Raw genomic sequence first — 26,596 nt, 5'->3', positions numbered from 1 at the left:
GGAAAGCACGCGCATCCCGCCTCAGAAATCCACACTCGCACTCAGCGAGAACGTGCGCGGACCGCCCACCGTCAGGTAGCCCGAACCGGGGTAGCCGCCTACGGAGGCCCAGTAGTTGCGGTCCGTCGCGTTGTCCACGCGCAGACGCAGCGTGAGCAGCTTGCCCTGCACTTCGGTCATGTAGCGCACGCCCAGGTCCAGGCGGTTCCATCCGGCCACGCGCAGGGTGTTGACATCGTTGGCGTAGCTGGCGCCGGTGTGCACCAGGCGGCCGTCCAGCGCCAGGCCGTTGATGCCCGGCACATCCCATTCCACGCCCGCCGTGGCCTGGAAGCGCGGCACGCCGATGACGCGCTTGCCGTCGGTGGTGGCTCGGCCCGTGCTTTGCTGCCTGGCGTCCAGCCAGGTGGCGCCGCCCAGCAGGCGCAGGCCGCGCATGGGTTCGCCGAAGACGTTGAATTCCACGCCCTGGTGACGGTCCTTGCCGGCCGAGGTGAACAGGTTGCCGTCGATCAGCGAGCGCGGCTTGTCGGTGGAGAAGAAGGCCAGGCCGCCGCCCAGCTTGCCGCCGTCGTACTTGACGCCCACTTCCTTTTGCTTGGTCACGTAGGGCGACATCTGCTGGCCCGCGTTGGCGATGATGGTGTCGCCCGACTTGGCCGGCGCCGTGTCGCCCTGGGCCAGTCCCTCGATGTAGTTGCCGTACAGCGATACCTGGGGCGTGAGCTTGAACACCGCGCCCAGCACCGGGCTGGTGCGGCTCTGGTCGTAGGCCGTGCGCACGCCGCCCTGGCTGGTGACCGCGCCGTTGCTGACGAGGCGGTAGCTCACCGAGTCGGTCTCTATCGTCTGGCGGCGCACGCCGGCCGTCACCAGCATGCGGCCGTCCATCAGCGACAGCGTGTCGCCCAGCGCAAAGCTGTTCAGGCGCGTGCCCCGGTTGTAGGCGGGGTTGGACAGGTCGTTGCCCAGGTAGTTGAGCGGCGTGATCGCGTAGTAGCTGGGGTTGTAGAGGTTGGTGTTCAGCACATTGCCCTGGACCGCAGACGTGCTCATGCCATAGGCGTTGTAGACCTTGAGGTCGAAGGCCGAGTAGCTGGCCACGATCTCATGGCCCACGCTGCCCGTATTCAGGCGTGCGCGCACGCCCAGCTCGCCCGTGCTCACGCGGTCCTTGCGCGCGTTGTCGAAGCGGCTGGTGGTGGCCGCGCCATTGCCGGCCGCCGCCAGCGTGATGTTGGCCAGCGAGTTGTTCTCGGAGCTGCGGCGCAGTCCATAGGCGGCCCAGGCCGTCACATTGCTGTTGATGTCCCATTCGCCGCGCAGCGTGCCGAACAGGTCGCGCTCGTCGGAATAGGTCCAGGGCTGGGCCCAGTTGGAGGAAGCATCGGGCGCCGCAGGAATGGCGGCCAGCCCTGCGCCCGGCGTGACGTTGGTGCGCGTGCGCTTGAGGCGGTTGTCCTGCCAGCCGATGTCGCCCGACAGGCGCACATTGCGGCTGCGCCAGTCCATGCCCACGGACAACAGATCGAGCTTGGAGCTTTCCTGGTCGATGGCGGTATCGCCGCCCCGGTGCGCGGCGTTCAGGCGAATGCCCGTGGCCTGGTCGGGGCCGAAGCGCCGGCTCACGTCGGCCGCCACGAAGGCCTGGCCGCCGCTGGCAATGCCTGCCGTCACGCGCGACAGCGGATCGCTGCCCGCGCGCTTGGGCAGCAGATTGATGTTGCCGCCCAGTCCGCCGCCATTGGGGCTGGCGCCCATCAGAAAGGCCGATGCGCCGCGCAGCAGCTCCACGCGCTCGAACAGCTCGGTGGCGATGTACTGGCGCGGCAGCAGCGCGTACAGGCCGTTGTAGGCCACGTCGTCCGAGCCCAGCACGAAGCCGCGCACGAAGTAGGACTCCTGGAAATTGCCGAAGCCGCGCGCCACGCGCACGGAAGGATCGTTCTGCAGTACATCGCCCACGCTCTTGGCCTGGCGGTCCTGGATCAGCTCGTTGGTGTAGCTGGTGATGGAGAACGGCGTCTCCATGTTGTCGCGCGTGCCCAGAATCCCGGCCCGCCCGCCGCGCGCCACCTGGCCGCCCGCGTAGGGCCTGGACAGGCCTTCAGCCGACGCATCGGCGCTGGCCTCGACGGTGACGGTGCCCAGCTCGGGCGCGGCCGTTACCGGGGAAGGGGCAGGCTGGGCCCATGCGGCGCCAGCAGACAAAAGAAGGGCCAGGGCCCCGGCGATCGGGGTCAGCGTGTGGAGGGGGGAGTGCATGGAGAAAACGGGATGAGAATGCGGGATGAGAATGATTCCCAATAATTTTATCGATGCGACTCCCCCGTATGGAGCTTGTAGGGAGATGTGTCTGTTTGTGCCCACACTCCGCCTGGCCCGCCTTCACGCCTGTCCAAGCAGCTCCCACGAGCAGACCTGCGCCTCATCCTCCCCCTGCACGAACGCAACCCGCATGCCCAGCGCCTTGCCCATGCCCTGCACGGCCAGGCGCAGGGCCATTGGCACGGCGCGGTCGCCCGTGATGACGACCATGCCCCGGCACAGCTGGCGCATGCGTTCGCGGTTGCGCTTGAAGAACAGGGCGCGCTGCTTGCGTTCTTCGTGGCTTTCCTCGGGGTGGTCGCCGGGCAGGTGGTCGGTGAGCAGCACGAAGTGCCGGCCCTGGTCGAGCAGGGATTCGATCTGGGCTTCGGCCGATGCGTCATTGCCTTTGCCTGCGTCTGCCGGTGCCTGCGCTTCGGGTTCGCGCAGGTAGACCAGGGGAAAGCGGGAGGTATCGATCAGCATGTCATGGTTCCTGGGAAAAAGCAGGGCATCAGTACAGGTCGTGCCTGACCGCATGGGCGTAGTGGGCGTTGGCCTGCTCCTGTTGCGCGGCATCCATGGCGGGCGCCGTGGCGTCGGCCAACTGCGTGAGGGCGGCCATCATCTGGCCCACGGTGGGCAGGGCGGCGCGGTCCAGCTGGCTTGACGGGTTCCAGAGGCTGGAGCGGTGGATGGCCTTGCCGCAGTGCAGCAGCACCTCGTCGACCAGGACCACGGTGGCGGTCTTGGGCGTGCCCCGGCCTTCGCTCAGCTCCTGCAGCAGATGGGGGTCGGTGGAGATGCGGCCCCGCCCGTTGATGCGCAGGAAGATGTCCAGCCCCGGGAACAGGAAGAGCATGGCCAGGCGGTCATCGGCCTGCAGGTTGCGCAGGGATTCGATGCGGTTGTTGCCGGGCCAGTCGGCAAAGGCCACGGTGCGCTCGTCCAGCACCTGCACAAAGCCGGGCGGCCCGCCGCGCGGCGAGGCATCCAGGCCGCGTTCGCCGGCCGTGGCCAGGCAAAAGAAGCTGGCCTGGCGCAGATAGGCCTCGTGGAAGTCGGACAGGCGGTCGCGCACGGCCTTCTGGATTCTTTCTGCCGGGGCGGCGTAGAGCGAGTCCAGGTCGATGGCCGGGCCTGGCAGCTCTGCAAGGGCGGTGTTGTCTGTGTGCATGGCACAAGCGTAAGAACAAAGGCGTTGGCGGCTGTAGACTGGATCAGCCAACAAATAGCTCAAAGACGCCATGCCCGATGCCATTCTTGAACTGGTCAGCCATGTGAACCGTGCCGATGGCCCCGTGCTGATCGCAGCCGTGGGCAGCCAGGACGAGGAGCTGGCCTCCGAGCCGCACCGCCACGCGCGCGGCCAGCTGTTCGGCTCGCTGCGCGGGCTGCTGTCGGTGGGCGTGGAAGACGCGGTCTGGGTGGTGCCCGCCATCCATGCCGTGTGGCTGCCGCCGCACCAGCTGCATTCGGGCCGCTCCCATGGTCCCTTCCACGGCTGGAGCGTCTATGTGGCGGAGCCGGCCTGCGCCGACCTGCCGCAGCGGCCCTGCGCCATCCGCACCTCGGGCCTGCTGCGCGAGGCCGTGCTGCGCGCCGCCGGCTGGGGATGGCAGCAAGGCGTGCCCACAACGCAGCCCGTGCAACCAGGCCCTTCGGCGGACCAGGCCCGCGCCCATGTGATGGCGGTGATCCTGGACGAGATCCGCACCCTGCCCGTGGAGCCCCTGGGCCTGCCCCTGCCCGCAGACCCGCGCCTGCAGCGCATCGCCCGCGCGCTGATCGCCGACCCGGCCGATGCCCGCGACCTGGAGGCCTGGGCGCGCTGGGCAGCGGTCAGCTCGCGCACGCTGAGCCGGCGCTTTGTCTCGGAGACGGGCTTCAGCTTCACCGCCTGGCGCCAGCGCGCGCGGCTGATGCGCTCGCTGGAGATGCTGGCCGCCGGCGCGCCGGTGACGAACATCGCGCTGGACCTGGGCTACGCCACGGCCAGCGCCTTCATCGGGCTGTTCCGGCGCACGTTCGGGGAGACGCCTGCAGCGTACCGGGGGAGGCTGGGGGCGAGTGCAAGCTGAGGCGGGGTCGGCGACTGGATTGCCACATGAAAGTAGGATCACTCACTTGCCTACAGGGAGCCTCCCATGCAGACCACTCAGCAAATGAGCATCACCTTGCCCAATGACATCGCCGATGCGGTCAGGGCCAAAGTGAGGGCCGGTGAGTACGCCAGCGAAAGCGAGGTGATCTGCGCGGGGTTGAAAGCGCTGATGGACGAGGATCGCGGCCTGGATAGCTGGCTGCACCTGGAGGTAGGCCCTGCTTATGACGCCTTGAGGGCTGATCCCTCCAGCGCCGTCACCCTCGGCCAGTTGCGGGAGCGTCTGGCTGCCGAGCGCAGCGGCGGCAGCGGCGCGTGACGCTGCCCGCGTCGCTCCTGGGGTGACTTCGCCTACAACCGCTGCAACTGCGCATTCAGATACGCATCGCGCGAGGGCAGCAGGTGCTCGGCGCACAGGCGGACCAGGGCGTCGCGGTCCTGGGCGCGCAGGGCTTCGATCATTTGCCAGTGTTCCTGGCGTGCGCGCTCGCGGTAGTCGGCCGAGACCAGGGAGGCGAAGCGGATGGGGTGCGTCTGGCGCGCGTATTCGGTGATGGCCTTGTGCAGCGTGTCGTTGCCCGCCAGCGCAAACAGTTCCTGGTGAAAGGCCAGGTTGATGCGGAACACCAGGCGCGCGTTGCCTTCGGCCACGGCGGCGTCGTGCTGCTGCTGGATGGAGGTCAGGCGTTCGAGCCTCTCGGCCGGCACGGGCAGGGGGATCTTGCGCGCAGCCTCCACTTCGAGCATGCCGCGCAGCTCGTACAGCTCCTGCACTTCCTGGGTGGAGAAGGAGCGCACCAGGGCGCCGACATTCTTGCGGCGCTCGATGAGGCCCATGCGGTCCAGCGCGGCCAAGGCCTCGCGGGCGATGTGGCGCTTGACGTCGAAGCGGGCCATGAGGTCGTCTTCGACCAGGCGCTCGCGCGGGTGCAGCCGGCCGAAGACCACGTCCTCTTCCAGCGCGGCCACCATGGCGCCCAGGGCGTCGGCTGCGGGGGCGGGTTCGGCATCCAGGGAAATCGGCAGTGAGGCGGCAGCGACCATCAAGACAGGCGGTTGGGACAAAGACGCCATTTTGTCCGAATTGACCGCCTGCGCCGACTATTCACGCGGGCCGGGAATGGTGCCGCGTTCGGTGGCGCAGCGCAGGAAGTCGAAGTCCACGCCCTGGTCGGCCTGGTTCACGGTGGTGAGAAAGAGCTTGCGGTAGCCGCGCTCGGCCGTGGGCTCGGTCACGGGGTGGAGCCGGGCGCGGCGGGCCAGTTCCTCGTCGCTGACCTGCAGCGTGAGCTCGCGCCGCGCCACCGACAGCGTGATGCGGTCGCCGTTGTGCACATGGGCGAGCGGGCCGCCCACGGCCGACTCCGGCGTGACGTGCAGCACGATGGTGCCGAAGGCCGTGCCGCTCATGCGCCCGTCGGAGATGCGCACGATGTCCTTGACGCCGGCCCGCGCCAGCTTGCGCGGGATGGGGATGTAGCCCGCCTCGGGCATGCCGGGCGCACCCTTGGGGCCGATGTTCTTGAGCACGAGGATGTCGTCGGCGGTCACGTCCAGATCGTCGCTGTCGATGCGGTGGGCCAGGTCGGCCGCGTTCTCGAAGACCACGGCGCGGCCTTCGTGCTCCATGAGCCTGGGATGGGCGGCCGACTGCTTGATGATGGCGCCGCCCGGCGCCAGGTTGCCCTGCAGCACGGCGATGCCGCCCTGCGGGTAGATGGGGTTGGAGCGCGGGCGCACCACGTCCTGCGCAAAGCCGGGGCCGGCGCGGTCGATCTCTTCGCCCAGCGTGCGTCCGGTGACGGTGAGGGCGTCCAGGTTCAGCAGGGGCTTGAGCTCGCGCAGCAGCGTGGCCATGCCGCCCGCGTGGTGGAAGTCCTCCATGTAGTGATCGCCCGAGGGCTTGAGGTCCAGCAGCACGGGCGTGTCGCGGCCCATGCGGTCCAGGGCCTTGAGGTCGATGTCATAGCCCATGCGCCCCGCGATAGCGGCCAGGTGCACGATGCCGTTGGTGGAGCCGCCGATGGCCAGCAGCACGCGCATGGCGTTTTCGAAGGCGGCGGGCGTGAGGATTTTGTCGATGGTCAGGCGGTCGCGCGCCATGCGCACGGCCTCGGTGCCGGTCTGCTCGGCAATGCGGATGCGGTCGGCCGTGACGGCGGGGGGCGAGGCACCGCCGGGCACGGTCATGCCCAGCGCCTCGGCAATGCAGGCCATGGTGCTGGCCGTGCCCATGACCGAGCAGGTGCCCACGCTGGCCACCAGCTGGTTGTTCACGTCGGCGATCTCTTCGGCGTCGATCTCTTCGGCGCGGAACTTGCCCCAGTAGCGGCGGCAGTCCGTGCAGGCGCCCACGCGCTCGCTGCGGTGCGAGCCGGTGAGCATCGACCCGGTGATCAGCTGGATGGCCGGGATGCCCGCCGAGGCCGCGCCCATCAACTGGGCCGGCACCGTCTTGTCGCAGCCGCCGATGAGCACGACGGCATCCATGGGCTGGGCGCGGATCATCTCCTCGGTGTCCATGGACATGAGGTTGCGCAGGTACATGCTGGTCGGCGCCGAGAAGCTTTCGTGCACCGAGATGGTGGGGAAGTCCATGGGCAGGCCGCCCGCCAGCATGACGCCGCGCTTGACGGCCTCGATCAGCTGGGGCGCGTTGCCGTGGCAGGGGTTGTAGCTGCTGCCCGTGTTGGCAATACCGATGACGGGGCGCTGCAGCGCCGAGTCCGTATAGCCCGCGCCCTTGATGAAGGCCTTGCGCAGGAACAGCGAAAAGCCGCGGTCGCCGTAGTTGGTCAGGCCCTTGGAGATGCCCGTGGCCGCATCGGCGGGGGCGATGTCATGGCCTGGAGTGCCATCGGGAGTCTTGGGGTCGGTCATGGGTGGGGTGCTTTGCAGAGGGTCTTGGCGGGGTCGGAAGGCAGGCGCTGCCTTGTCGAGGGGCAGGATAGCGGCGGATGCCGCAGATTATTATCGTCGTTATCACCTATATTATTAATAATCTATCTGACCAACCATGCAGCCGTGCCCGGCGTGCGTGCCGGGCATGTTTTTCCGACACAAGACAAAAGGAGGAGATACCCATGGTTGTTGCTGCATCCCGCATCCGTCGCATTCATGCGCCCAACCGGCGCGCCGCCCTGGCTGCGGCGCTGCTGGCCTCGCTGGCGCTGGGCCCAGGCCTGGCCACGCCCGCGCTGGCCGACGGCGCCTATCCGGCCCGGCCCATCAAGCTGGTCGTTCCCTACACGCCCGGCGGCGCCACCGACGTGATCGGGCGCGTGGTGGGGCAAAGGCTCTCGCTGGCGCTGGGCCAGCCGGTGGTGGTGGAGAACCGGGCGGGCGCGGCCGGCAACCTGGGCGCCGCCGCCGTGGCCAAGGAAAAGCCCGATGGCTACACCCTGCTGCTGGGCGCGCTGACCAGCCATTCCATCAACAGCGTGCTCATGGCGTCCACGGCAGGCTTCACCATGGACAAGAGCTTTGCGCCCATTGGCGTGGTGGGGCGCGTGCCGCTGGTGGTGACCGTGGGCCCGTCGGTGAAGGCGGCCAGCCTGGGCGAGTTCATCGCCCTGGCCAAAAGCCGGCCGGGCGGGCTGAACTACGGCTCCTCGGGCAATGGCTCGCCCCAGCATCTGGCGGCCGAGCTGTTCAAGCGGCAGGCGGGCGTGCCGCTGACGCACGTGCCCTACAAGGGCAGCACGCCGGCGCTCAACGATTTGATGGGCAGCCAGGTGGATGTGGTGTTCGACACCCTGCCCGCCACGCAGGGCTTCATCAAAGGTGGCCGCCTGCGCGCCCTGGCCGTGACCACGGCGCAGCGCGTGCCCTCCATTGCCGACATTCCCACCACGGCCGAGGCCGGGCTGTCGGGCTTCGAGGTGACGTCGATGTTCGGCCTGCTGGCGCCTGCGGGCACGCCCGCGCCCATCGTCGCCCGGCTCAGCGGCGCGCTCAAGGAAGTGATGGGGCAGCAGGAAGTGAAGGACGCCCTGGTCGCCCAGGGCGCCATGCCCACCTTCACCACGCCTGCCGAGGCGCGAGCCCAGATCGCCGAGGAGGTGGCGCGCTGGTCCGCCGTGATCCGGCAGGCGGGCATACAGCCGGATTGAGGCTGCGCCTCAGCGTCGCCGGGCCCGCGTTTCCGGCAGAAAGGCCGTTGCCAGCCCCAGCAGCGGCAGGTAGGCCACCAGGCTGTACACCCAGACGATGCCGTGGGTGTCGGCCAGGTTGCCCATGCCGGCAGCCCCCAGGCCGCCAATGCCGAACATGAGTCCGAACATCAGCCCCGAGACCAGACCCACGCGGCCGGGCACGGCCTCCTGGGCGTAGACCACCAGCGCCGCAAAGGCCGAGGACATGACCAGGCCGATGACGATGGACAGCACGGCCGTCCAGAACAGGTCGGCATGCGGCAGCAGCAGCGCAAACGGCGCCACGCCCAGGAAGGACACCCAGATCACGGCCTTGCGCCCTATGCGGTCGCCCACCGGGCCGCCCGCGAAGGTGCCCGCCGCCACGGCCGCCAGGAAGGCGAACAGGTACAGCTGCGACTGCTGCACGGGCAGGGCAAAGCGCTCGATCAGATAGAAGGTGAAGTAGTTGGCAAAGGCCGCGATGTAGACGAACTTGGCGAACATCAGCACGCAGATCACGGTCACCGCGCGGATGACCTGCGAGCGGTTCAGCGCCGTCAGCGCATGCTGGCCGGCCGCCACCACCTTGGCCGGCGCGTGGTGCAGGCGCCAGTGCGTGATGCGCAGCAGCACCCAGATGGCCAGCAACGCCACCAGCATGAACCAGGCGATCGCGTGCTGGCCAAACGGAATGACGATGGCCGCCACCATCAGCGGGCCGATGGCCGAGCCCGTGTTGCCGCCCACCTGGAAGGTCGATTGCGCCGTGCCGAAGCGCCCGCCCGAGGCCAGCCGCGCCACGCGCGAGGCCTCTGGGTGGAAGGTGGACGAGCCCACGCCGATCAGCGACGCGGCGGCCAGCAGCATGGGGTAGCTGGTGGACAGGGCCAGCAGGCCCACGCCCACCAGCGTCACCACCATGCCCAGCGGCAGCAGGTAGGGCTTGGGATGCTTGTCGGTGTACAGGCCGATCCAGGGCTGCAGCAGCGAGGCCGTGACCTGGTAGACCAGGGAGATCCAGCCGATCTGTGCGAAGCTCAGCGAGAACTCCGTCTTGAGCATGGGATAGACGGCCGGCAGCACGGCCTGGATCAGGTCGTTGAGCAGGTGGGCAAAGGCGGCGGCGCCGACGATGCGCAGCAAAAAGCCCTGCGCGGCATGGCTGGGTGCTGGATGGGCGGGCGCCGGATGGGCGTGCGTTGCAGGCGCGCCCAGCTCGCCCGGGGCGCCAAGAGTGGTGGTGTTGCTTGTCATGGAGGAAAGGGCCCCGCAGGGCGGCACGGTCAGGGTCCGGCGTTGACGAAGGTCAATGGGCCGTGGGACCGAAGATAGGCGTTTGGCGTCCGTCTGTCTCTCTCTATACTGACTTCAATTGTCGAGATCAGGACAGAGAGCCGCATAGAGCCGCATAGAACCGCACAGGACGGGAAGCCCCATGGCCGCAGAACTGCCGCGCATATACCTCAAGTACCACCAGACCGGGCGCCCCATGGCCGCCATGGAGGCCAACTGGGCGCATGGCACCAGCACGGGCTGGCACTCCCACCCGCGCGGCCAGCTGCTGTATGCGATCGAAGGCGTGATGTCCGTGCAGCTGCATTCCGGCTCCTGGCTGGTGCCGCCCAACCGGGGGCTGTGGATAGAGGCCGACGCCGAGCACGATGTGCGCATGTCGGGCGACGTGAAGATGCGCACGGCCTACATCGACGCCTCGGCCTTTGCGGACCTGCCCGCGCGCACCTGCGTGGTCAACGTGTCGCCCCTGCTGCGCGAGCTGGTGGTGGCCGCCGTCGGCGTGCCGCTGGACTATGCCGAAGGCAGCCGCGACGAGCGCCTGATGCACCTGCTGGTCGATGAACTGCGCGCCGCCGAGGTCCTGCCCCTGCACCTGCCCCTGTCCGCCGATGCGCGGCTGCGCCAGGTCTGCGAGACCCTGATGCGCGAGCCTGCCGACACCGCCACCGCCGAACACTGGGCGCAGCGCCTGGGCGTGAGCGCCAAGACGCTGCAGCGCCTGTTCGTGAAGGAAACCGGCATGCCCTTCGCCCAGTGGCGCGAGCAGGCGCGGCTGATGTTCGCGCTGGGCCGCATTGCGGCGGGCGAGCGCATCATCGACATCGCCCTCGATTGCGGCTACGCCAGCCAGAGCGCGTTCACGGCCATGTTCAAAAGGCATTTCGGGGTGCCGCCTTCGGGCTTCCAGCGCTGAGGCACGACCGGACCAAGGTCGGGCCGGGCGGACTTGGATGCAGATCCAGATATCGATTGCGGCACAAGCATATGCCCAAAGATTCGTTCCCCCGCGCCTGCATCGTGGCGATACTGGCCGGCCGCATTCCCTCCACTGCCTTGCCTGTACCACCGTGCTACCCGACCCAGTCCCCGACAGCGCGGCCGAAGCGCAGGTCGATCGCGTCATCGACGGCCTGCTCAACGGCCTGCAATGGCGCGCCAGCGTGTTCCATGTGGGGCAGTACTGCGGGCGCTGGCGGGCCTCCACGGCGGGGCGCGCGCGGGCCAGCTTTCACCTGATCCTGGACGGGCGCTGCTGGCTGCACCTGCCGGGCCAGCCTTCGGTGGAGCTGCAGCCGCGCGACGGCGTGTTCCTCTCGCGCGATGTGCCGCATTTCATCTCGCCCTATGCCGACCCGGACATGGCCTGCGCCCCGCAGGCCATGCGTCCCGCCACGGGCGATGCCGGCATCGGAGAGACGGCGCTGGCCTGCGGCTTCTTCACCTTCGAGGGCCCCATGCGCGGCCTGCTGGTCGATGCCTTCCCCGACCACCTGGTGCTGCGCGGCGACGACCATGCGATGAGCGGCGCCTCCATGCTATTCGACCTGATGCGCGCCGAGGCGCTGCGCACGGGCACCGAGCCCTCGGCCGTGATGGACCGGCTGGTGGGCCTGCTGTTCTTCTACGGCCTGCGCCAGCTCGCGCATGGCGATGCGCGGGCGCGCGGCATCTGGAGCCTGCTGCGCCGGCCGGGCTTTGCGCCGCTGGTGGCCGAGCTGCTGCGCGAGCCGGCCCGCAACTGGAGCGTGGCCGACATGGCCGCGCGCGTGTGCCTGTCGCGCGCCACGTTCTTTCGGCAGTTTGCCGAGGCCTGCGGCCAGCCGCCCCAGCAATTCCTGCTGCTGCTGCGCATGCAGCTGGCGGCACGCCGCCTGGCCCAGGGCGAGGCGATAGGGCAGGTGGCCGAGGCCGTGGGCTACGAGTCCTATGCGGCCTTCTCGCGTGCCTTCAAGCGCGTGATGGGCGAGCAGCCCGGCGCCTGGCAGCGCGCGCAGGCACGCTGCTGCTGAGCCGCCATCCGAGCCCGCCGCATCTGCCTGCGGGTTGACACGTTCGGGCATAAATCCGCGACGCGGCGGCATTGATGGCAAGGGGGGCGCGGCCGATCATGAAGGCATTCCTTCATTCCTGCAAAGCACCATGGCACGCCTGACCCTGCACACCCCGCAAACCGCTCCTGAAGCCAGCCGCCCCTTCGTGGAGCGCGCCCTGGCCGGCAACGGATTCCTGCCGAACCTGATCGCCATCCTGGCCAACTCGCCCCAGGCGCTGGAGACCTATGTGACCGTGGGCCAGATCAACGCGCGCGCCCAGCTCACGCTGGCCGAGCGCGAGGTGGTGCAGATCACGGCGGCGCGCATCCATGGCTGCGACTTCTGCGTGGCCGGCCACACCAAGCTGGCCTTCAAGCAGGCCGGCCTGACCCAGGCCGAGGTGGTGGCGCTGCAGGACGGCCGCGACACGGGCCAGCCGCGCCTGGACGCCGTGCGCCGCTTTGCCGAAGCCGTGATCGCCACGCGCGGCGCCGTCGCCGACGAGGCCCTGGCCGCCTTCCATGCGGCCGGCCTGAGCGAGCAGCAGGCGCTGGAGGTGGTGCTGGGCATCAGCCTGGCCACGCTATGCAACTTTGCCAACAGCCTGGCGCAAAGCCCCGTCAACCCGCAGCTGCAGCCCTATCTGCCCGAACAGTTCCGACAACCGCAGGAGAACACACATGCTGGCTGATTCGCTGCGGCAGTGGCTGGACGCCCATGCCGACTCCCTGGACGAAGGCCCCGCGCATGCGCACGAAGTGCTGCCCCGGCTGGCGCAGCACGGCCTGTTCGGCCTGGGCGTGCCCGTGGCCGAGGGCGGGCAGGGCGGCAGCCTGGGCGATGCGCTGGAGGCCATTGCCGGCGTGGCCGGGCATTCGCTGACGGCGGGCTTCGTGTTCTGGGCGCAGCGCGCCTTTGTCGAATACCTGCTGCAGTCGCCCAACGCGGCGCTGCGCCAGCGCTGGCTGCCGGGCCTGCTGCAGGGCACGCAGGCGGGTGCCACGGGCCTGTCCAACGCCATGAAGTACCTGGGCGGCATCGAGGCCCTGCAGGTCGAGGCCACGCCTGTCGGCACTGTCGGCGCCGACGGCCTTGCACTGCGCGGGCGCGTGCCCTGGGCCACCAACCTGGTGCCGCCGGATCGCTTCGTGGTGGCCGTTGCCGTCTCGCGCAGCGACGGTGCAAAGCCCTTCGTGGCCGCGCTGCCCGGCGATGCGGCGGGCCTGCAGCGCAGCGCCGACCTGGACCTGATCGCGCTGCGCGGCAGCCACACGGCGGCGCTGTCCATCGAGGGGCTGCAGATCGGTCCGGCCGATGTGATCCATGCCGACGCCAACCTTTTCCTGCCGCGCGTGCGGCCCGCCTTCATGGGCCTGCAGCTGGGGCTGTGCATCGGCCTGGCGCGCGCCTCGCTGGCGGCGGCCTCGGCCCGTGCCGGCGCCGGGCGCGATGTGCTGGGCGGCCCGCTGCAGCAGCAGCGCCACGCGCTGGAACTGGCCACGGCCACGCTGCATGCCGGCCTGTCCGACGGGCGTTTTCTTGACCGACCTCAAGCCCTGTTCCGCCTGCGCCTGGAATTGAACGACATCGTGCAGCAGTCCCTGCAGCTGGAGCTGCACGCCAGCGGCGGGCGCGCTTATCATCGCGACCAGCCGCTGGGATTTGCGCGCCGTTGGCGCGAGGCGGCCTTCATCCCCATCGTGACGCCCAGCGTCACGCAGCTACAGGGTGCGCTGGCTGGCGCGGCCCTGGCAACCGCCAGTTCATGACCCAGACGGAAGCTTTCTCCCCTGACGCTCCCGCGCCCGTGCTGCAGGCACGCGGCGCGGGCTTTGGCTATGCGCCCGGCAAGGCCGTGTTCGAGGACATCTCCCTGAGCATTGCCCCGCGCGAAATCGTCTGCCTGCTCGGCGGCAGCGGCTGCGGCAAGTCCTCGCTGCTGCGCGTGCTCGGCGGCCTGGAGTCGCCGGACGGCGGCGCCTGGAGCCGGGGCGAGCTCCAGTTCCTCGGCCAGCCGCTGACCGCGCCGCATCCGCGCGCGGGCTTCGTGTTCCAGCAGCCCAGCCTGCTGCCCTGGCTGGACGCGCGGCGCAACGTGGGCTTCGGCCTGGACTTCGAGCGCCAGCCGAAGCTGGAGACCGAGGCCCGCAGCCAGCGTGTGGAGCAGGCGCTGCAGGCCGTGGGCCTGGGCGGCAGCGGCGCGCTCTACCCCTCGCAGCTGTCGGGCGGCATGGCCCAGCGCGTGGCCCTGGCGCGCGCCCTGGCCCGCGAGCCGCAGCTGCTGCTGGCCGACGAGCCGTTCTCGGCCCTGGACGCCATCACGCGCGCCGAGATGCAGGAGCTGATGGTGGACGTGGTCCACCGCTGGCACACGGCGGCGCTGCTGGTCACGCATGACATCGACGAGGCCATCCTCGTGGGCGACCGCATCCTGCTGATGGGCGGGCGGCCCGGCCACATCGTGCGCGAATGGCGCGTGGACATAGCGCGCCCGCGCGAGGACCAGGCCGCCGCCGTGACCGCGCTGCGGCTGGACATCCTCTCGGCCCTGCACGGCGTGCGCCATGCGGCCCAGGCCTGATCCGGCTCGCCTGCCTGCCGATCCGCCTGCAGATCCGCCATTTCTTCGACTTCAACCATGCTCTTCTGAAAGGTCTTTCGCATGAGCTTCCAGGACCACCCTTCCTACACCCACATCTGCGCCTCGTCGGACTGCGGCTGCGGCCTCACGCGGCGCGACATGCTGCGCCTGGGCGCGCTGGCCACGGCCTCGGTGGCCGCGCCGCTGCTGGCCGCAGGCGATGCGCGCGCCCAGGCCTTCAAGGGCGATGACCAGCCCGTGAAGATCGGCTACCTGCCCATCACCGACGCCACGCCGCTGCTGGTGGCGCACGGCAATGGCCTGTTCGAGGCCGAAGGCCTCAAGGCAGAGGCGCCGCGCCTGTTCCGTTCCTGGGCCCAGATCGTCGAGGCCTTCGTCTCGGGCCAGGTCAACGTCATCCACCTGCTCACGCCCTCCACGCTGTGGGTGCGCTACGGCGCCAAGTTCCCCGCCAAGATCGTGGCCTGGAACCACGTCAACGGCTCGGGCCTGACCGTGCTGCCCGAGATCCAGAAGGTGCAGGACCTGGGCGGCAAGACCGTGGCGATCCCGTTCTGGTACTCCATCCACAACATCCTGCTGCAGGACGTGCTGCGCAAGGCCGGCCTCACGGCCGTGACCCGCGCGCGCGGCGGCGCCATTGCGGCCAACGAGGTCAACCTCGTCGTGCTGGCACCGGCCGAAATGGTCTCGGCCCTGGCCGGCAAGTCGATTGCGGGCTTCATCGTGGCCGAGCCCTTCAACGCCGCCGCCGAGATCGCGGGCGTGGGCAAAATGCTGCGCTTCTCGGGCGATGTCTGGAAGGACCACGCCTGCTGCGTCACCTTCCTGGCCGAGCGCGATATCGCCGACAAGCCCGAATGGGCACAGCGCGTGACCAATGCCGTGGTCAAGGCCCAGCTGTGGACGCGCGACAACCGCCTGGCCGCCGCGCGCCTGCTGTCGAGCACCGGCGAGCGCCGCTACACGCCGCATCCGCAGCAGACGCTGTCCAAGGTGCTGGCCGCCACCGACTACGCCAGCTACGAGGCCAGCGGCGTGGTCGTCAACAAGGGCTGGCACCAGCGGCGCATCGACTTCCAGCCCTATCCCTATCCCTCGTACACCGAGCAGCTGGTGCGCGCCATCAAGGCCACCAAGGTCGAGGGCGACACGCGCTTCCTCGACAAGCTGGAGCCCAAGTTCGCGGCCACCGACCTGGTGGACGACCGCTTCGTGCGCAAGGCCATCCAGGCCGTGGGCGGTCCGCAGGTCTTCGGCATTCCGGCCGATTTCTCGCGCCGCGAAACCATCGTGGTGTGAGCCAGGTGTTGCGACGTATTGGATTGCCGCTGCTGGGCGCGGCCCTGGTCCTGGCCCTGTGGTGGGTGGGCGGCGCGCTGCTGGCGCGCAGCACGCCCGTGGCTGCGGCCTTCGCGCCCTGGCCTTCCCTGCAGGCGCTGGGCCAGTTGCTGACGGGCGCCGACATCTGGATGCACACCCTGCTGAGCCTGCAGCGCGTGGCCGTGGGCCTGCTGCTGGCCTTCGTGGTCGGCGTGCCGCTGGGCGTGCTGGTGGGCCTGTCGCGCGGGTTCTCGCAGGCGTTCTCGCCCGTGTTCCAGTTCCTGCGCATGATCTCGCCGCTGTCGTGGATGCCGATTGCCGTGATGGTGCTGGGCGTGGGCGACGCGCCCGTGTACTTCCTGCTGGCCTTCGCCGCCGTCTGGCCCATCCTGCTGAGCACGGCGGCCGGCGTGGCCCAGCTGGACCGCAACTGGCTGCTGCTGGCGCGCAGCCTGTCGGCCACGCGCACCGAGACCGTGCTGCGCGTGGTGCTGCCCGGCATCACGGCCCAGATCCTCACGGGCGTGCGCCTGGCCATCGGCATCATCTGGATCGTGCTGGTGCCCGCAGAAATGCTGGGCGTATCGGCCGGGCTGGGCTACTTCATCCTCGACACGCGCGACCGCCTGGCGTATTCGGAGCTGATGGCTGCCGTGGTGCTGATCGGCGCCCTGGGCTATGCGCTGGACCATGCGGCGCGGTGGCTGCACCAGCGCTGGATGCACTGAGCGGCCGGCATCATCGGGGCATCAGGCCTTCGGCATGTCGCCCACCGGGGCGGCATGCCCGGTGGCCACGATGGCCTGGACCAGCAGGGCGATCAGCGTGTCCTGCAGGGGCGACAACACCGCCGCCTCCAGCGAGGCAATGGCCAACTGGTAGCGGATGCGCGGCCTGAACGGGCGGCTGGACAGGGCGCCGGGCTGGCAGTAGCTGGCCAGCAGGCCGTTGACCATGGACACGCCCAGGCCCTGCGCCACATGGGCGCAGGCCTCGCCCACGGAATGCACCTCCACGGCCACGCGCGGCTGCACGCGCGCATGGCGAAAGGCCATGTCTATCTCCTGGCGGATCTCGCGCTGGCGGCCCAGCAGGATCAGCGGGGCGTCCACCAGATCTGACGGCGTCACCTCGTCCAGCGCCTGCAGCGCATGGCCTTTGGGCATGATGCAGACGGCCTCGGACTCCAGGCAGGCCCGCGTGCGCAGGCCGGGCATGGTCATGGGCAGGCGCACCAGGCCGATGTCGGCGTCGCGGCTCAGCAGGGCCCGCTCGGTCTCGGTATAGGAGCCCGACAGCACTTCCAGCACCACGTCGGGATGCGCCTGCATGAACTGGTGGGCAATGGCCGGCATCAGCGAGGTGGCCAGGGTGCCGGGCACGGCCACCTTGAGCAGCCGGCGCTTGAAGCCGCCCAGCCGCAACTGCTCGGCATGGCGGCGAAAGCACTGGGCCGAATCCATGAGCACCTGGGCGTCGTGCAGCAGGGCCTCGGCCTCCTGCGTGGGCACCAGGCGGCCTTTTTCGCGGATGAAAAGCCGCAGGCCCAGGTCCTGCTCCAGCTGGGCCAGCAGGCGGCTGATGCCGGGCTGGGACAGCCCCAGGCGCTCGGCCGCACCCGTGGTGGAGCCGCTGAGCATGATGGCCTGGAAGGCTTCGAGTTGCTTGAAATTCATGGGTTGTACAGGCGGTGCTTGCATGATGGCAGCGCGGCCGGGGGCGCGCACGGCGCATCACGAATCGCATAGGGTAATACGCGTCCGTCATACCGTTGTGGTGGATGCGGGGGCTCCTGAGAATCGGCGGCGTCAGAACACGCACAACACAAGGAGCAAGATTCCATGAAGGCCCTGCCAAGCATTGCCGCTGTCTGCAGCCTGTCCATCGCGGCCCTGGGCCACCCGATTGCGCATGCGCAGGACATGCAGGTCTACGGCCAGATCCGGCTGACCGTGAACCACCTCAAGACCGGCAATGCCGGCTCCACCATGGAAGAGCGCGACAACGCCTCGCGCCTGGGCTTTCGCGGCAAGGAGGAGCTGGGCGGCGGCCTGCAGGCACTGTTCGGCATGGAGATGGGGCTGGATGCGGACACGGGCTCGCTGACCACGCCGGCCTTTCGCAACAGCTACGTGGCGCTGCGCGGCAGCCTGGGCACGGTGGCCCTGGGCCGGCTGGACTCGGCCAATCCCACGGGCTCGCCGCTGTACTCGCAGGTCACGGGCATCACCTCGTTCGCAGCCAATGACGCCGGGGCCACGGCCATCGGCACCTCCATGCTCAATGCGCGCAACCGCACCTCCAACTCGCTGGGCTACCAAAGCCCGTCATGGGGCGGCACGGTGTTCCGTGCGCGCTACTACCTGCGCGGCGATGCCAAGGCCCCAGGGCTGGAGGACGACGCCAGATCGCTGGACCTGGGCCTGAGCTACGCCGCAGGCCCGTGGACGGCCGGCCTGGGCTACGCCAAGGACACGCGCGCCGGGGGCCTGCTGGCCAACGAGTTCGACAGCAAATGGCAGATGGGACTGCGCTACAGCTTTGGTGCCATCGAGCCCTATGTGCTGCTGGGCCGCGACCGCTTCAACCACAAGCCCGGCGTCTCGCGCGCCGACGTGGACTACTGGATGCTTGGCACGCGGCTGCGCCATGGCGCGCACGCCGTGGTGCTCAACCTGATGCAGCGCGACGTGCAGACCTCGCTGACCGGCAAGCGCAGGCGCCAGCAGCTGGCCTATACCTATGCGCTGTCCAAGCGCACCGAACTGCAGGCCTTCGTGGACCACGACGGCGTGGACTCCAGCCGCCCCAACGTGGCCGTGCGCGCCATCGGCGCGGGCGTGCGCCATGACTTCTGACCGTCCTGCACACCCGCATCAAGAATGGAGATTCCCATGACCCACTTCCAACGCTTCCTGTCCTTGGCTTTCCTGGCACTGGGCCTTGCGCTGGGCCTGGCGCCCTTGCCCGGCCATGCGGCCGAATTCCCGGAAAAGCCCGTGCGCATCGTCGTGCCATTCCCCGCCGGTGCCGCAGCCGATGCCGCCATGCGCGTGGTGGCCCGCAAGATGTCCGAGCTGTGGCGCCAGCCCGTGGTCATCGACAACCGCCCCGGCGTGCATGGCTTTCAGCTGGTGTCTTCCGCGCCGGCCGATGGCTACACCCTGCTGCTGGGCGCGGGCTCGGGCATGGTGACGGCGCCCCTGCTGTCCAGCAAGCTGTCCTACAACCCCTCGCGCGACTTCGTGCCCGTGGGGCGAGTGCTGATCAACGTGCCCATCCTCACCACGCACCCCAGCCTCAATGTGAGCACCGTGCAGGAGCTGGTGGCGCTGGCGCGCAAGAACCCCGGCGCGCTGAACTACAGCTCCAGCGGCAACGGCACGCCAGGCCATCTGTCCATGGAAATGTTCCAGGCCGCCACGGGCACGCGCATGCTGCAGATTCCCTACAAGGGCGGCGCGCCCGCCGTCAACGAACTGGTGGGCGGCCATGTGCAGCTGGGCATCAATGCCGTGCCCAGCGTGGTGCTGCAGATCAAGGCCGGCAAGCTCACGCCGCTGGCCGTGGCCAGCGCCACGCGCTCGCGTGCCCTGCCGCAGGTGCCCACCATGGCCGAGGCGGGCGTCAAGGACTTCGAATACGACATCTGGTATGCCCTGTTCGCGCCCACCGGCACGCCGCCTGCGTTGGTGGCCAAGGTCAATGCCGCACTGGTGCGCTCGCTGCAGGACCGTGAAGTGGCCAAGTCTCTGGAGGCACAGGGCGCCGAGCCCGCGCCCACCACGCCCCAGGAGCTGGCGCGCTTCATGCAGGAAGACACGGCGCGCTGGGCCAAGCTGGTCAAGGAACGCAACCTCAAGCTCGACTGAGCGCCAGCAGCATGAGCAACACATCAATCACCGAGCTGGGCGGCGTGGTCCGCCATAGCCTCACCGTGCCCATGCGCGACGGCGTGCGCCTGGCCACCGACCTGTATCTGCCCGAGAACCTCGGCCCCCACCATCCCGGCCCGCTGGCCGTGCTGCTGGAGCGCACGCCCTACGGCAAGAGCGAGGAAACGCGCCGCGAGCGCAGCGCGGCCAACCCCCTTCCCATGCGCCGGGGCGAGGTGGCGGCCCGCTTTGCGCGCGAAGGCTATGCCGTGGTCGTGCAGGACTGCCGGGGCCGCTTTGGCTCCGAAGGCCAGTTCACCAAATACCTGGGCGAGGCCCACGATGGCGCCGACACCCTGCAATGGATCATGGAGCAGCCCTGGTGCAACGGCAGCGTGGGCACCTACGGCCTGTCCTACGCCGCGCACACGCAGACTGCGCTGGCCACGCAAAGGCCGCCGGGCCTCAAGGCCATGTTCCTGGAATGCGGCGGCTTTGCGAATGCCTACCGGGGCGGCATACGCCACGGCGGTGCCTTCGAGCTGAAGCAGGCCGTCTGGGCCCTTCGCAATGCGCGCAGCGGCAGCAACCACCTGGAGCCCGCAGCGCGCCAGGCGCTGGAGCAGGCCGACATCGGCCAGTGGTGCCTGCGCCTGCCCTGGTCGCGCGGCGACTCGCCGCTGCAGTGGGCGCCCGAGTACGAGGACTACCTGTTCAGCCAGTGGGAGCGCGGTAGCTTTGACGACTACTGGCGCCAGCCCGAGCTGTACGCCGCCGGCCACTACGGCGCCTTCGACGGCCTGGCCGTGATGCTGATGTGCGGCTGGTGGGACCCGTATGCGCAGACCACCACGGACAACTACCTGGGCCTGTCGCGCGGCAATGGCCGGGTCCGCATGGTGCTGGGCCCCTGGACCCATGGCGAGCGCAGCGTCCCGCATGCGGGCGATGTGGATTTCGGGCCCGATGCCGTGCTCGACGGCGCACTGGCCGACGACTACGTGGCCATGCGCCTGGCCTGGTTCGACCACTGGCTCAAGGGCCGGCCCATGCCCGCGCGCCAGCAAGCCGCCGTGCGCTACTTCCGCATGGGCGGCGGATCGGGCGCGCGCACGGCCCAGGGCCGGCTGGACCACGGCGGGGCCTGGCGCAGCGCCGACCACTGGCCCGTGCCCGGCACGCAGCCCACGGCCTGGCACCTGCACGCCGACGGCAGGCTGGCCCGCGAGCCCGCGCCGCAGCCGGGCGTGCGCAGCTACCGCTTCGACCCGGCCTGCCCCGTGCCCACCCTGGGCGGCTCCATCACCTCGGGTGAGCCGCTGATGTTCGCAGGCGCCTACGACCAGGTCACGCACGAGAGCACCTTCGCCGCCCGCCCGCCCTACGGCCCGCTGTCCGAGCGCGGCGACGTGCTGGTGTTCCAGACCGAGCCGCTGCAGCAAGACCTGGAGGTCACGGGCACCATCACCATCGAGCTGCAGGTGTCCTCGTCCGCGCCCGACACGGACTTCACCGCCAAGCTCATCGACCAGTACCCGCCCAGCGCCGATCATCCGCAGGGCTATGCGATGAACATCACCGACGGCATCCTGCGCTGCCGCTACCGCAACTCTTGGGAGCAGCCCGAGCTGATGACGCCCGGCGAGGTGGTGGCCATCACCATCGAGCCCATGCCCACCTCCAACCTGTTCCGCAAGGGCCACCGCATCCGCCTGGACATCTCCAGCAGCAACTTCCCGCGTTTCGACGTGAACCCCAACACCGGCGCGCCCGAGGGCAGTGCGGGGCCCAGGCAGGTGGCGGTCAACAGCGTGCACCTGGGAGGCTGCCATGCCTCGCGCATCGTGCTGCCGGTGGTGGCGGTCTAGGCGGAGAGCACACGCGTTTGGCTGCCTGGCATGTTTCGCAATTTGGTTGTACCATGCAACCAAATTGCGAAGGAACATCGCCATGGACATGCAGCAGCGTCAGTTGGAACTGGCCGGCCCCCTGCCGGCCCTTGCACCATCGGGGCGGCTTCGGGGGCGTGTCTGCCTGGTGGTGGGCGCCACCAGCGGCATAGGCCGGGCCACCGCCCTGCGCATGGCCGAGGAGGGCGCCGCCGCCGTGGTGGTCACGGGGCGCCGCCGTGAGCTGGGCCTGGAGCTGGAGCAGGAAATCCGGCAGCGAGGGGCAGACGGCCTTTTCCTGGCCTGCGATGCAACGCGGCAGGAGGACATGGCGGCGGTGGTGGAGCAGGCCGTGGCGCGCTTCGGGCGGCTGGACGCGGCCTTCAACAATGCGGGCTTCCAGGAGCGGCGTGCCGCGCTGGCCGAGCAGGATGATGCGGTCTTCTCCCAGGTCTTCGATACGAATGTGCGTGCGGTCTTCCACGCCATGCGCCATGAACTGGCGGCCATGCTGGCCACGGGCGGCGGCACCATCGTGAACAACACCAGCGTCAGCGGCATACGCAATCCCAACCCGGGCCTGTCACTGTACGGCGCCTCCAAGGCTGCGGCCCTGTCGCTGACCCGCGCCGCCGCCATGGAGTACGCGCCGCGCGGCATCCGCATCAATGCCGTTGCCCCTGGCCGCGTGGTCACGGACATGATGCTGGGCTCGGGCATTGCCGACATGCATGCCGTGGCGGCGGGCCTGCCGCTGCGCCGCATGGGCCATCCGCAGGAGGTGGCCACGGCCGTCGTCTGGCTGATGTCGGACGAGGCGGCCTTTGTGGTCGGGCACTGCCTGGCGACCGATGGCGGCTTCCTGGCCGGATGAGCCTGCCCGGGGCAAGTCCGTTGCGCGAAGTGAGCACTACCGGGTTTGATATGATGACTGTATAAAGATACAGTTTTCGAGCGGCCTGGCTGCCCGATCTGCCAGGCCCATGCTCCCTCCCCACCGCTTCTACTACCTGCACAACTTCCAGCGCGCGCTGGACTGGATTGGCCAGCGTTACGGCGATCTGCTGGACGCGCCCGAGCAGGCATTCCTCACCCGTTTCACGCAGCTGCCCCAGCCCTCGCAGGCGCTGATGGTGCGTTTGCTGATGCGGCGCGGGCCGTGGTTTCGGGCCGGCAAGCTGGTGTACGAAGAGATTCCCGCCATTGCCGACGCGGCCGCGCCCCTGCTGGAGCTGGGCTGGCTGGACGCGGACCACCCCATGGCGCTGGAGGAGCTGTTTGCGCTGCACACCAAGCCCGAGCTGCTGCAGCTGTTCGCAGGCGCACCCGTTCACTCAGGCCTGCGCAAGGCCGAGCTTTTGCAGGCCCTGCAGCCCCTGCATGAGGCGCCCAGGCCCTATGCGCAATGGCAGCCCCAGGGCGTCGGAGCCGGCGAAGCCGCCTGGCGCGTGATGGTGGGTGCGCTGTGCGAGCGCTTTCGGCTGATGTTCTTCGGCAACCTCTACCAGGACTGGTCGGAATTCGTGCTGGCCGACCTGGGCGTGTTCCGCTACGAGGCCGTGGCCTTCGATGCGGCGTCGCGGGCCTTCCAGTCGCGTGCCGATGTCGATGGCTACCTGGCCCTGCAGGCCTGCCGCGCGGCGCTGGATGAGGGCGTGCAGATCGATGCGCTGCTGCAGCAGGTGGCCGGCTGCGCCAGCGGCAATGCCTGGCTGGAGCAGCGCCGCGCCAAGGTGCTGCTGCGCATAGGCCAGGCCTGCGAGCGCATGCAGGACTGGGAGCGTGCCGAGCAGGCCTATGCGCAAAGCCGCTACCCCGGCGCCCGCCACAGGCGCATGCGCGTGTACGAGCGCATGGAGCGCTTTGCCGATGCCATGGCGCTGGCCCAGGCCGCCCAGGCCCAGCCCGAGAGCGACGAGGAGCTGCAGCGCGTGGCGCGCATGCTGCCGCGCTTGCGCCGCAGCCTGGGGCAGGGCGCGCGCGGGCGTGCGGCGGCGCTGGCGCCCGTGGTGGCGCAGATGCGCATGGACGTGGAGCTGGAGCTGCCGGCGCGGCCCGCATCGGTCGAATACGTGCTGCGCGACCATTGGCACAGCGACTCCGAGCCCGTGTTCTACGTGGAGAACGCGCTCATCAACTCGCTGTTCGGCCTGCTGTGCTGGCCGGCCATCTTCGCGCCGCTGCCGGGCGCTTTCTTCCACCCGTTCCAGAGCGGCCCGGCCGACCTGTCCGCACCCGACTTCGTGCAGCGCCGCGCAGCCTTGTTCGAGGAATGTCTGGCGCATCTGGACGATGGCAGCTGGCGCGAGGTCATCGTGCAGCGCCATGCCGACAAGCAGGGTCTGCAGTCGCCCTTCGTGTTCTGGGGCACGCTGAGCGCGCCGCTGCTGGCGCTGGCGCTGGACTGCATTCCAGCCGCCCACCTCAAGCTGTTCTTTGCGCGGCTGCTGCGCGACGTGCAGGCCAACCGCACGGGCTTTCCCGATCTGGTGCGTTTCTGGCCGGCCGAGCGCCGTTACGAACTGGTCGAGGCCAAGGCCCCCGGCGACAAGCTGCAGGACAACCAGATCCGCTGGCTGCAGTACTGTGCCGAGCACGGCATTCCCGTGCGCGTGTGCCATGTGCAGTGGCGCGGCCAGCCGCTGGGAGAGGCCGCGTGAGCTACACCGTGGCCGTGCGCGCGCTGTGCGAGTTCACGGCACGCGCGGGCGACCTGGACCTGCGCTTCACGCCCGCGCCCAGCGCGCTGGAGGGCATGGCCGGCCACAGCCTGGTGCAGTCGCGCAGGGGCAAGGACTACGAGACCGAGATCAGCCTGGCCGGCGAATACGGCGACCTGCGCGTGCGCGGCCGTGCCGACGGCTTCGACGCCCAGGCTGGCCAGCTCGAGGAAATCAAGACCTACCGGGGCCAGATCGAGGGCGTGCGCGCCCACCACCGCGCCCTGCACTGGGCCCAGGCGCGCATCTATGCCCATCTGCTGTGCCAGGCGCGCGGCCTGCAGCGGCTGCGCGTGGCGCTGGTGTATTTCAACGTGGGCAACTCGGAGGAAACCGTGCTGGTGCAGGAGGAAGACGCGGCCACGCTGCGCGCCTTCTTCGAGCAGCAGTGCGCGCTGTTCCTGGACTGGGCGCGCAGCGAGGCCGCCCACCGCGCGGCGCGCGAGGCGGCGCTGGCCGCGCTGCGCTTTCCCATGCAGGGCTTTCGCGCGGGCCAGCGCGAGCTGGCCGTGGCCGTCTACCGCGTGGCGCGCGCGCAGCAGGGCGGCCAGTGCCTGATGGCGCAGGCGCCCACGGGCATCGGCAAGACGCTGGGCACCATCTTCCCCATGCTCAAGGCCATGCCGGACCAGGGCCTGGACCGCCTGTTCTTCCTCACGGCCAAGGGCACGGGCCATGGCCTGGCGCTGCAGGCGCTGGCCAGCGTGAACCGGCAGATTGCCGAGCAGCACCAGCCACCGCCGCAGGAACCGGCTGCGCCGCAACCGCTGCCCTCGCCACCCGCACCACCCGCAAGGCTGCGCGTGCTCGCCATCCTGGCGCGCGACAAGGCCTGCGAGCACCCCGACAAGGCCTGCCACGGCGACTCCTGCCCGCTTGCGCGCGGCTTCTTCGACCGGCTGCCCGCCGCGCGCGCCGCCGCGCTGCAGCAGGTGCCCTGGGACCCGCCTGCCGTGCGTGCCGTGGCGCTGGCGCACGACATCTGCCCCTACTACCTGGCCCAGGAACTGGTGCGCTGGAGCGATGTGGTCGTGGCCGACTACCACTACTTCTACGACAGCGCCGCCATGCTGTACGCGCTCACCCAGGCCCAGCAATGGAAGGTGGGCGTGCTGGTGGACGAGGCCCACAACCTGCTCGAGCGCGCGCGCCGCATGTACACGGCCGAGCTGTCGCAGTTCGCCCTGGCGGCCGCCCGCAAGTCGGCCACCGGTGCCGTACGCAAGGCGCTGGACCGGCTCAGCCGCAGCTGGAGTGCGCTGAACAAGGAACAGACCGCCAGCTACCAGGCCCATGAGGAAGTGCCCGCAGGCCTGCTGGGCGCCGTGCAGCGCGCCGTGGCGGCCATCGCCGACGCCAATGCCGACAGCCCCATGCTGCCCGGCGACCCGGTTCTGGACTTCTACTGGGAAGCGCTGCAGTTCATGGCGCTGGCCGAGCAGTTCGGCGGCCATGCGCTGTTCGATGTCCACCTGCTGCCCGGGCGCTCAGGTCCCCGTCGCACGCCGGCCTCCACGCTGTGCATACGCTGCGTGGTGCCCGCGCCCCACCTGGCGGCACGCCATGCGGCGGCCCATGCCTCGGTGCTGTTCTCGGGCACGCTGAGCCCGCCGCACTTCTACCGCGACATCCTGGGCCTGCCCGAAGGCACGCACTGGCTGGAAGCCGACTCGCCCTTCCAGGCCGATCAGCTCGATGTGCAGGTGGCCGGCCACATCTCCACGCGCTACCGCGACCGCGACCGTTCGCTGCGGCCCATCGCCGACCTCGTGGCCGCGCAGTACGCGCGCCGGCCCGGCAACTACCTGTGCTTTTTCAGCAGCTTCGACTACCTGCAGCGCGTGGCCGAATGCCTGCAGCGCGCCCATCCCGATCTGCCCGTCTGGCTGCAGACCCCGTCCATGGACGAGGAGGGTCGCGCGGCCTTTCTGGCCCGCTTCACCGAAGCCGGGCAGGGCGTGGGCTTCGCCGTGCTGGGCGGGGCGTTCTCCGAGGGCGTGGACCTGCCCGGCGAGCGCCTCATCGGCGCCTTCGTGGCCACGCTGGGCCTGCCCCAGGTCAATCCCGTGAACGAAGAGATGAAGCGCGCCATGGATCGCCAGTTCGGCGCGGACAAGGGCTATGACTACAGCTACCTCTACCCGGGGCTGCGCAAGGTGGTCCAGGCCGCAGGCCGCGTCATCCGCAGCGAGCGCGACCGCGGCGTGGTCTTTCTCATCGACGACCGCTATCGGCGCGGCGAGGTGCAGGCGCTGCTGCCGCGCTGGTGGCGGGTGGAGGGCATGCGATGATCCGGGCCCGCACCAGTCCA

Annotated in this window: 23 protein-coding genes; 16 read left to right on the top strand and 7 right to left on the bottom strand. The window is 69.7% G+C overall.

The features are described 5' to 3' along the window. Positions 1 to 21 precede the first annotated feature (21 nt). From A4F85_RS27855 to A4F85_RS27845, 3 genes are all read right to left on the bottom strand, one after another. A complete protein-coding gene (locus A4F85_RS27855; RefSeq protein ID WP_063328460.1) occupies positions 22 to 2,265 on the bottom strand; it encodes a TonB-dependent receptor in 2,244 nt (747 codons plus the stop codon). 123 nt (positions 2,266 to 2,388) lie between these two features. Next, entirely contained in the window at positions 2,389 to 2,793 is a 405-nt protein-coding gene (locus A4F85_RS27850) for a hypothetical protein (protein WP_063328459.1), read from the bottom strand. A 28-nt stretch (positions 2,794 to 2,821) separates the two neighbouring features. After that, positions 2,822 to 3,484 carry an MSMEG_1061 family FMN-dependent PPOX-type flavoprotein gene (locus A4F85_RS27845; RefSeq protein ID WP_063328458.1) on the bottom strand — a complete coding sequence of 221 codons (663 nt, stop codon included), beginning with the start codon at positions 3,482 to 3,484 and terminating at the stop codon, positions 2,822 to 2,824. A gap of 70 nt (positions 3,485 to 3,554) precedes the next feature. Between A4F85_RS27845 and A4F85_RS27840 the strand changes: the two genes are divergently transcribed. Further along, the gene (locus tag A4F85_RS27840; RefSeq protein WP_047474474.1) at positions 3,555 to 4,388 is read left to right on the top strand and encodes an AraC family transcriptional regulator; all 834 of its coding nucleotides are present in this window, start codon (positions 3,555 to 3,557) and stop codon (positions 4,386 to 4,388) included. 66 nt (positions 4,389 to 4,454) lie between these two features. Then, positions 4,455 to 4,730 (top strand): ribbon-helix-helix domain-containing protein, encoded by a 276-nt coding sequence (locus A4F85_RS27835; RefSeq protein WP_063328457.1) that lies wholly within the window; start codon positions 4,455 to 4,457, stop codon positions 4,728 to 4,730. A 32-nt stretch (positions 4,731 to 4,762) separates the two neighbouring features. Here A4F85_RS27835 and A4F85_RS27830 read toward each other — a convergent pair whose 3' ends face one another. Further along, entirely contained in the window at positions 4,763 to 5,455 is a 693-nt protein-coding gene (locus A4F85_RS27830; RefSeq protein WP_043821684.1) for a GntR family transcriptional regulator, read from the bottom strand. 57 nt (positions 5,456 to 5,512) lie between these two features. Continuing rightward, entirely contained in the window at positions 5,513 to 7,291 is a 1,779-nt protein-coding gene (locus A4F85_RS27825) for an IlvD/Edd family dehydratase (protein ID WP_063328456.1), read from the bottom strand. Between the two features lie 203 nt (positions 7,292 to 7,494). Between A4F85_RS27825 and A4F85_RS27820 the strand changes: the two genes are divergently transcribed. Further along, entirely contained in the window at positions 7,495 to 8,523 is a 1,029-nt protein-coding gene (locus A4F85_RS27820) for a Bug family tripartite tricarboxylate transporter substrate binding protein (RefSeq protein WP_063328455.1), read from the top strand. A gap of 9 nt (positions 8,524 to 8,532) precedes the next feature. Here the strand turns inward: A4F85_RS27820 and A4F85_RS27815 are convergent, their stop codons facing one another. After that, entirely contained in the window at positions 8,533 to 9,801 is a 1,269-nt protein-coding gene (locus A4F85_RS27815) for an MFS transporter (RefSeq protein ID WP_063328454.1), read from the bottom strand. 181 nt (positions 9,802 to 9,982) lie between these two features. On the opposite strand from A4F85_RS27815, the gene A4F85_RS27810 reads away from it, so the two are divergent. The 7 genes from A4F85_RS27810 (at position 9,983) to A4F85_RS27780 (ending at position 16,529) form a co-directional block, all read left to right on the top strand. Beyond that, entirely contained in the window at positions 9,983 to 10,756 is a 774-nt protein-coding gene (locus A4F85_RS27810; protein WP_063328453.1) for an AraC family transcriptional regulator, read from the top strand. Positions 10,757 to 10,910: 154 nt separating this feature from the next. After that, on the top strand, positions 10,911 to 11,852 hold the full coding sequence (locus tag A4F85_RS27805; protein ID WP_016448374.1) for an AraC family transcriptional regulator: 942 nt from the start codon (positions 10,911 to 10,913) through the stop codon (positions 11,850 to 11,852). A 130-nt stretch (positions 11,853 to 11,982) separates the two neighbouring features. Next, positions 11,983 to 12,567, top strand: coding sequence for a carboxymuconolactone decarboxylase family protein (locus A4F85_RS27800; RefSeq protein ID WP_063328452.1), 585 nt, complete (start codon positions 11,983 to 11,985; stop codon positions 12,565 to 12,567). Then, positions 12,557 to 13,645, top strand: a complete 1,089-nt coding sequence (locus A4F85_RS27795) for an acyl-CoA dehydrogenase family protein (RefSeq protein WP_063328451.1) — start codon at positions 12,557 to 12,559, stop codon at positions 13,643 to 13,645. Before A4F85_RS27800 ends, A4F85_RS27795 begins: the two co-directional genes overlap by 11 nt. Continuing rightward, the gene (locus A4F85_RS27790; protein ID WP_063328450.1) at positions 13,642 to 14,457 is read left to right on the top strand and encodes an ABC transporter ATP-binding protein; all 816 of its coding nucleotides are present in this window, start codon (positions 13,642 to 13,644) and stop codon (positions 14,455 to 14,457) included. Before A4F85_RS27795 ends, A4F85_RS27790 begins: the two co-directional genes overlap by 4 nt. An 81-nt stretch (positions 14,458 to 14,538) precedes the next feature. After that, entirely contained in the window at positions 14,539 to 15,780 is a 1,242-nt protein-coding gene (locus A4F85_RS27785) for an ABC transporter substrate-binding protein (RefSeq protein WP_047219193.1), read from the top strand. Next, the gene (locus A4F85_RS27780) at positions 15,777 to 16,529 is read left to right on the top strand and encodes an ABC transporter permease (protein WP_170962118.1); all 753 of its coding nucleotides are present in this window, start codon (positions 15,777 to 15,779) and stop codon (positions 16,527 to 16,529) included. The genes A4F85_RS27785 and A4F85_RS27780 overlap by 4 nt, the downstream gene beginning before the upstream one ends. Before the next feature lie 21 nt (positions 16,530 to 16,550). On the opposite strand, the gene A4F85_RS27775 is transcribed toward A4F85_RS27780, so the two are convergent. Further along, positions 16,551 to 17,477: a LysR family transcriptional regulator gene (locus A4F85_RS27775; RefSeq protein WP_063328449.1), complete on the bottom strand. Its 927-nt coding sequence runs from the start codon at positions 17,475 to 17,477 to the stop codon at positions 16,551 to 16,553. Between the two features lie 165 nt (positions 17,478 to 17,642). Here A4F85_RS27775 and A4F85_RS27770 point away from each other — a divergent pair, with 165 nt between their 5' ends. The 6 genes from A4F85_RS27770 to A4F85_RS27745 all read left to right on the top strand — a co-directional run bounded on the left by A4F85_RS27770 (position 17,643) and on the right by A4F85_RS27745 (position 26,576). Further along, positions 17,643 to 18,659, top strand: a complete 1,017-nt coding sequence (locus A4F85_RS27770) for a porin (RefSeq protein WP_012207617.1) — start codon at positions 17,643 to 17,645, stop codon at positions 18,657 to 18,659. 36 nt (positions 18,660 to 18,695) lie between these two features. Next, positions 18,696 to 19,673 (top strand): Bug family tripartite tricarboxylate transporter substrate binding protein, encoded by a 978-nt coding sequence (locus tag A4F85_RS27765; protein ID WP_063328619.1) that lies wholly within the window; start codon positions 18,696 to 18,698, stop codon positions 19,671 to 19,673. Positions 19,674 to 19,684: 11 nt separating this feature from the next. Next, complete coding sequence (locus A4F85_RS27760) at positions 19,685 to 21,544, top strand: CocE/NonD family hydrolase (protein WP_063328448.1); 1,860 nt, start codon at positions 19,685 to 19,687, stop codon at positions 21,542 to 21,544. An 82-nt stretch (positions 21,545 to 21,626) separates the two neighbouring features. After that, positions 21,627 to 22,439, top strand: coding sequence for an SDR family NAD(P)-dependent oxidoreductase (locus A4F85_RS27755; protein WP_082848312.1), 813 nt, complete (start codon positions 21,627 to 21,629; stop codon positions 22,437 to 22,439). A 109-nt stretch (positions 22,440 to 22,548) separates the two neighbouring features. Further along, positions 22,549 to 24,225, top strand: a complete 1,677-nt coding sequence (locus tag A4F85_RS27750) for a VRR-NUC domain-containing protein (RefSeq protein ID WP_063328447.1) — start codon at positions 22,549 to 22,551, stop codon at positions 24,223 to 24,225. Beyond that, the gene (locus A4F85_RS27745; RefSeq protein WP_063328446.1) at positions 24,222 to 26,576 is read left to right on the top strand and encodes a helicase C-terminal domain-containing protein; all 2,355 of its coding nucleotides are present in this window, start codon (positions 24,222 to 24,224) and stop codon (positions 26,574 to 26,576) included. The genes A4F85_RS27750 and A4F85_RS27745 overlap by 4 nt, the downstream gene beginning before the upstream one ends. Positions 26,577 to 26,596: the final 20 nt, after the last annotated feature.

This window comes from Delftia sp. GW456-R20, from assembly GCF_001622915.1.
GTDB classification, from domain to species: Bacteria; Pseudomonadota; Gammaproteobacteria; order Burkholderiales; family Burkholderiaceae_C; genus Comamonas; species Comamonas acidovorans.
The sequence above is the reverse complement of the archived record's forward strand: the minus strand, read 5'-3'. Positions and strand labels throughout refer to the sequence as shown.

Coding starts and splice junctions, on each gene's coding strand:
- A4F85_RS27825 (WP_063328456.1), bottom strand. CDS start 7,291: ATGACCGACCCCAAGACTCCCGATGGCACTCCAGGCCATGACATCGCC.
- A4F85_RS27815 (WP_063328454.1), bottom strand. CDS start 9,801: ATGACAAGCAACACCACCACTCTTGGCGCCCCGGGCGAGCTGGGCGCG.
- A4F85_RS27835 (WP_063328457.1), top strand. CDS start 4,455: ATGCAGACCACTCAGCAAATGAGCATCACCTTGCCCAATGACATCGCC.
- A4F85_RS27755 (WP_082848312.1), top strand. CDS start 21,627: ATGGACATGCAGCAGCGTCAGTTGGAACTGGCCGGCCCCCTGCCGGCC.
- A4F85_RS27760 (WP_063328448.1), top strand. CDS start 19,685: ATGAGCAACACATCAATCACCGAGCTGGGCGGCGTGGTCCGCCATAGC.
- A4F85_RS27850 (WP_063328459.1), bottom strand. CDS start 2,793: ATGCTGATCGATACCTCCCGCTTTCCCCTGGTCTACCTGCGCGAACCC.
- A4F85_RS27810 (WP_063328453.1), top strand. CDS start 9,983: ATGGCCGCAGAACTGCCGCGCATATACCTCAAGTACCACCAGACCGGG.
- A4F85_RS27750 (WP_063328447.1), top strand. CDS start 22,549: ATGCTCCCTCCCCACCGCTTCTACTACCTGCACAACTTCCAGCGCGCG.
- A4F85_RS27820 (WP_063328455.1), top strand. CDS start 7,495: ATGGTTGTTGCTGCATCCCGCATCCGTCGCATTCATGCGCCCAACCGG.
- A4F85_RS27785 (WP_047219193.1), top strand. CDS start 14,539: ATGAGCTTCCAGGACCACCCTTCCTACACCCACATCTGCGCCTCGTCG.
- A4F85_RS27790 (WP_063328450.1), top strand. CDS start 13,642: ATGACCCAGACGGAAGCTTTCTCCCCTGACGCTCCCGCGCCCGTGCTG.
- A4F85_RS27845 (WP_063328458.1), bottom strand. CDS start 3,484: ATGCACACAGACAACACCGCCCTTGCAGAGCTGCCAGGCCCGGCCATC.
- A4F85_RS27830 (WP_043821684.1), bottom strand. CDS start 5,455: ATGGTCGCTGCCGCCTCACTGCCGATTTCCCTGGATGCCGAACCCGCC.
- A4F85_RS27840 (WP_047474474.1), top strand. CDS start 3,555: ATGCCCGATGCCATTCTTGAACTGGTCAGCCATGTGAACCGTGCCGAT.
- A4F85_RS27855 (WP_063328460.1), bottom strand. CDS start 2,265: ATGCACTCCCCCCTCCACACGCTGACCCCGATCGCCGGGGCCCTGGCC.
- A4F85_RS27795 (WP_063328451.1), top strand. CDS start 12,557: ATGCTGGCTGATTCGCTGCGGCAGTGGCTGGACGCCCATGCCGACTCC.
- A4F85_RS27775 (WP_063328449.1), bottom strand. CDS start 17,477: ATGAATTTCAAGCAACTCGAAGCCTTCCAGGCCATCATGCTCAGCGGC.
- A4F85_RS27800 (WP_063328452.1), top strand. CDS start 11,983: ATGGCACGCCTGACCCTGCACACCCCGCAAACCGCTCCTGAAGCCAGC.
- A4F85_RS27765 (WP_063328619.1), top strand. CDS start 18,696: ATGACCCACTTCCAACGCTTCCTGTCCTTGGCTTTCCTGGCACTGGGC.
- A4F85_RS27770 (WP_012207617.1), top strand. CDS start 17,643: ATGAAGGCCCTGCCAAGCATTGCCGCTGTCTGCAGCCTGTCCATCGCG.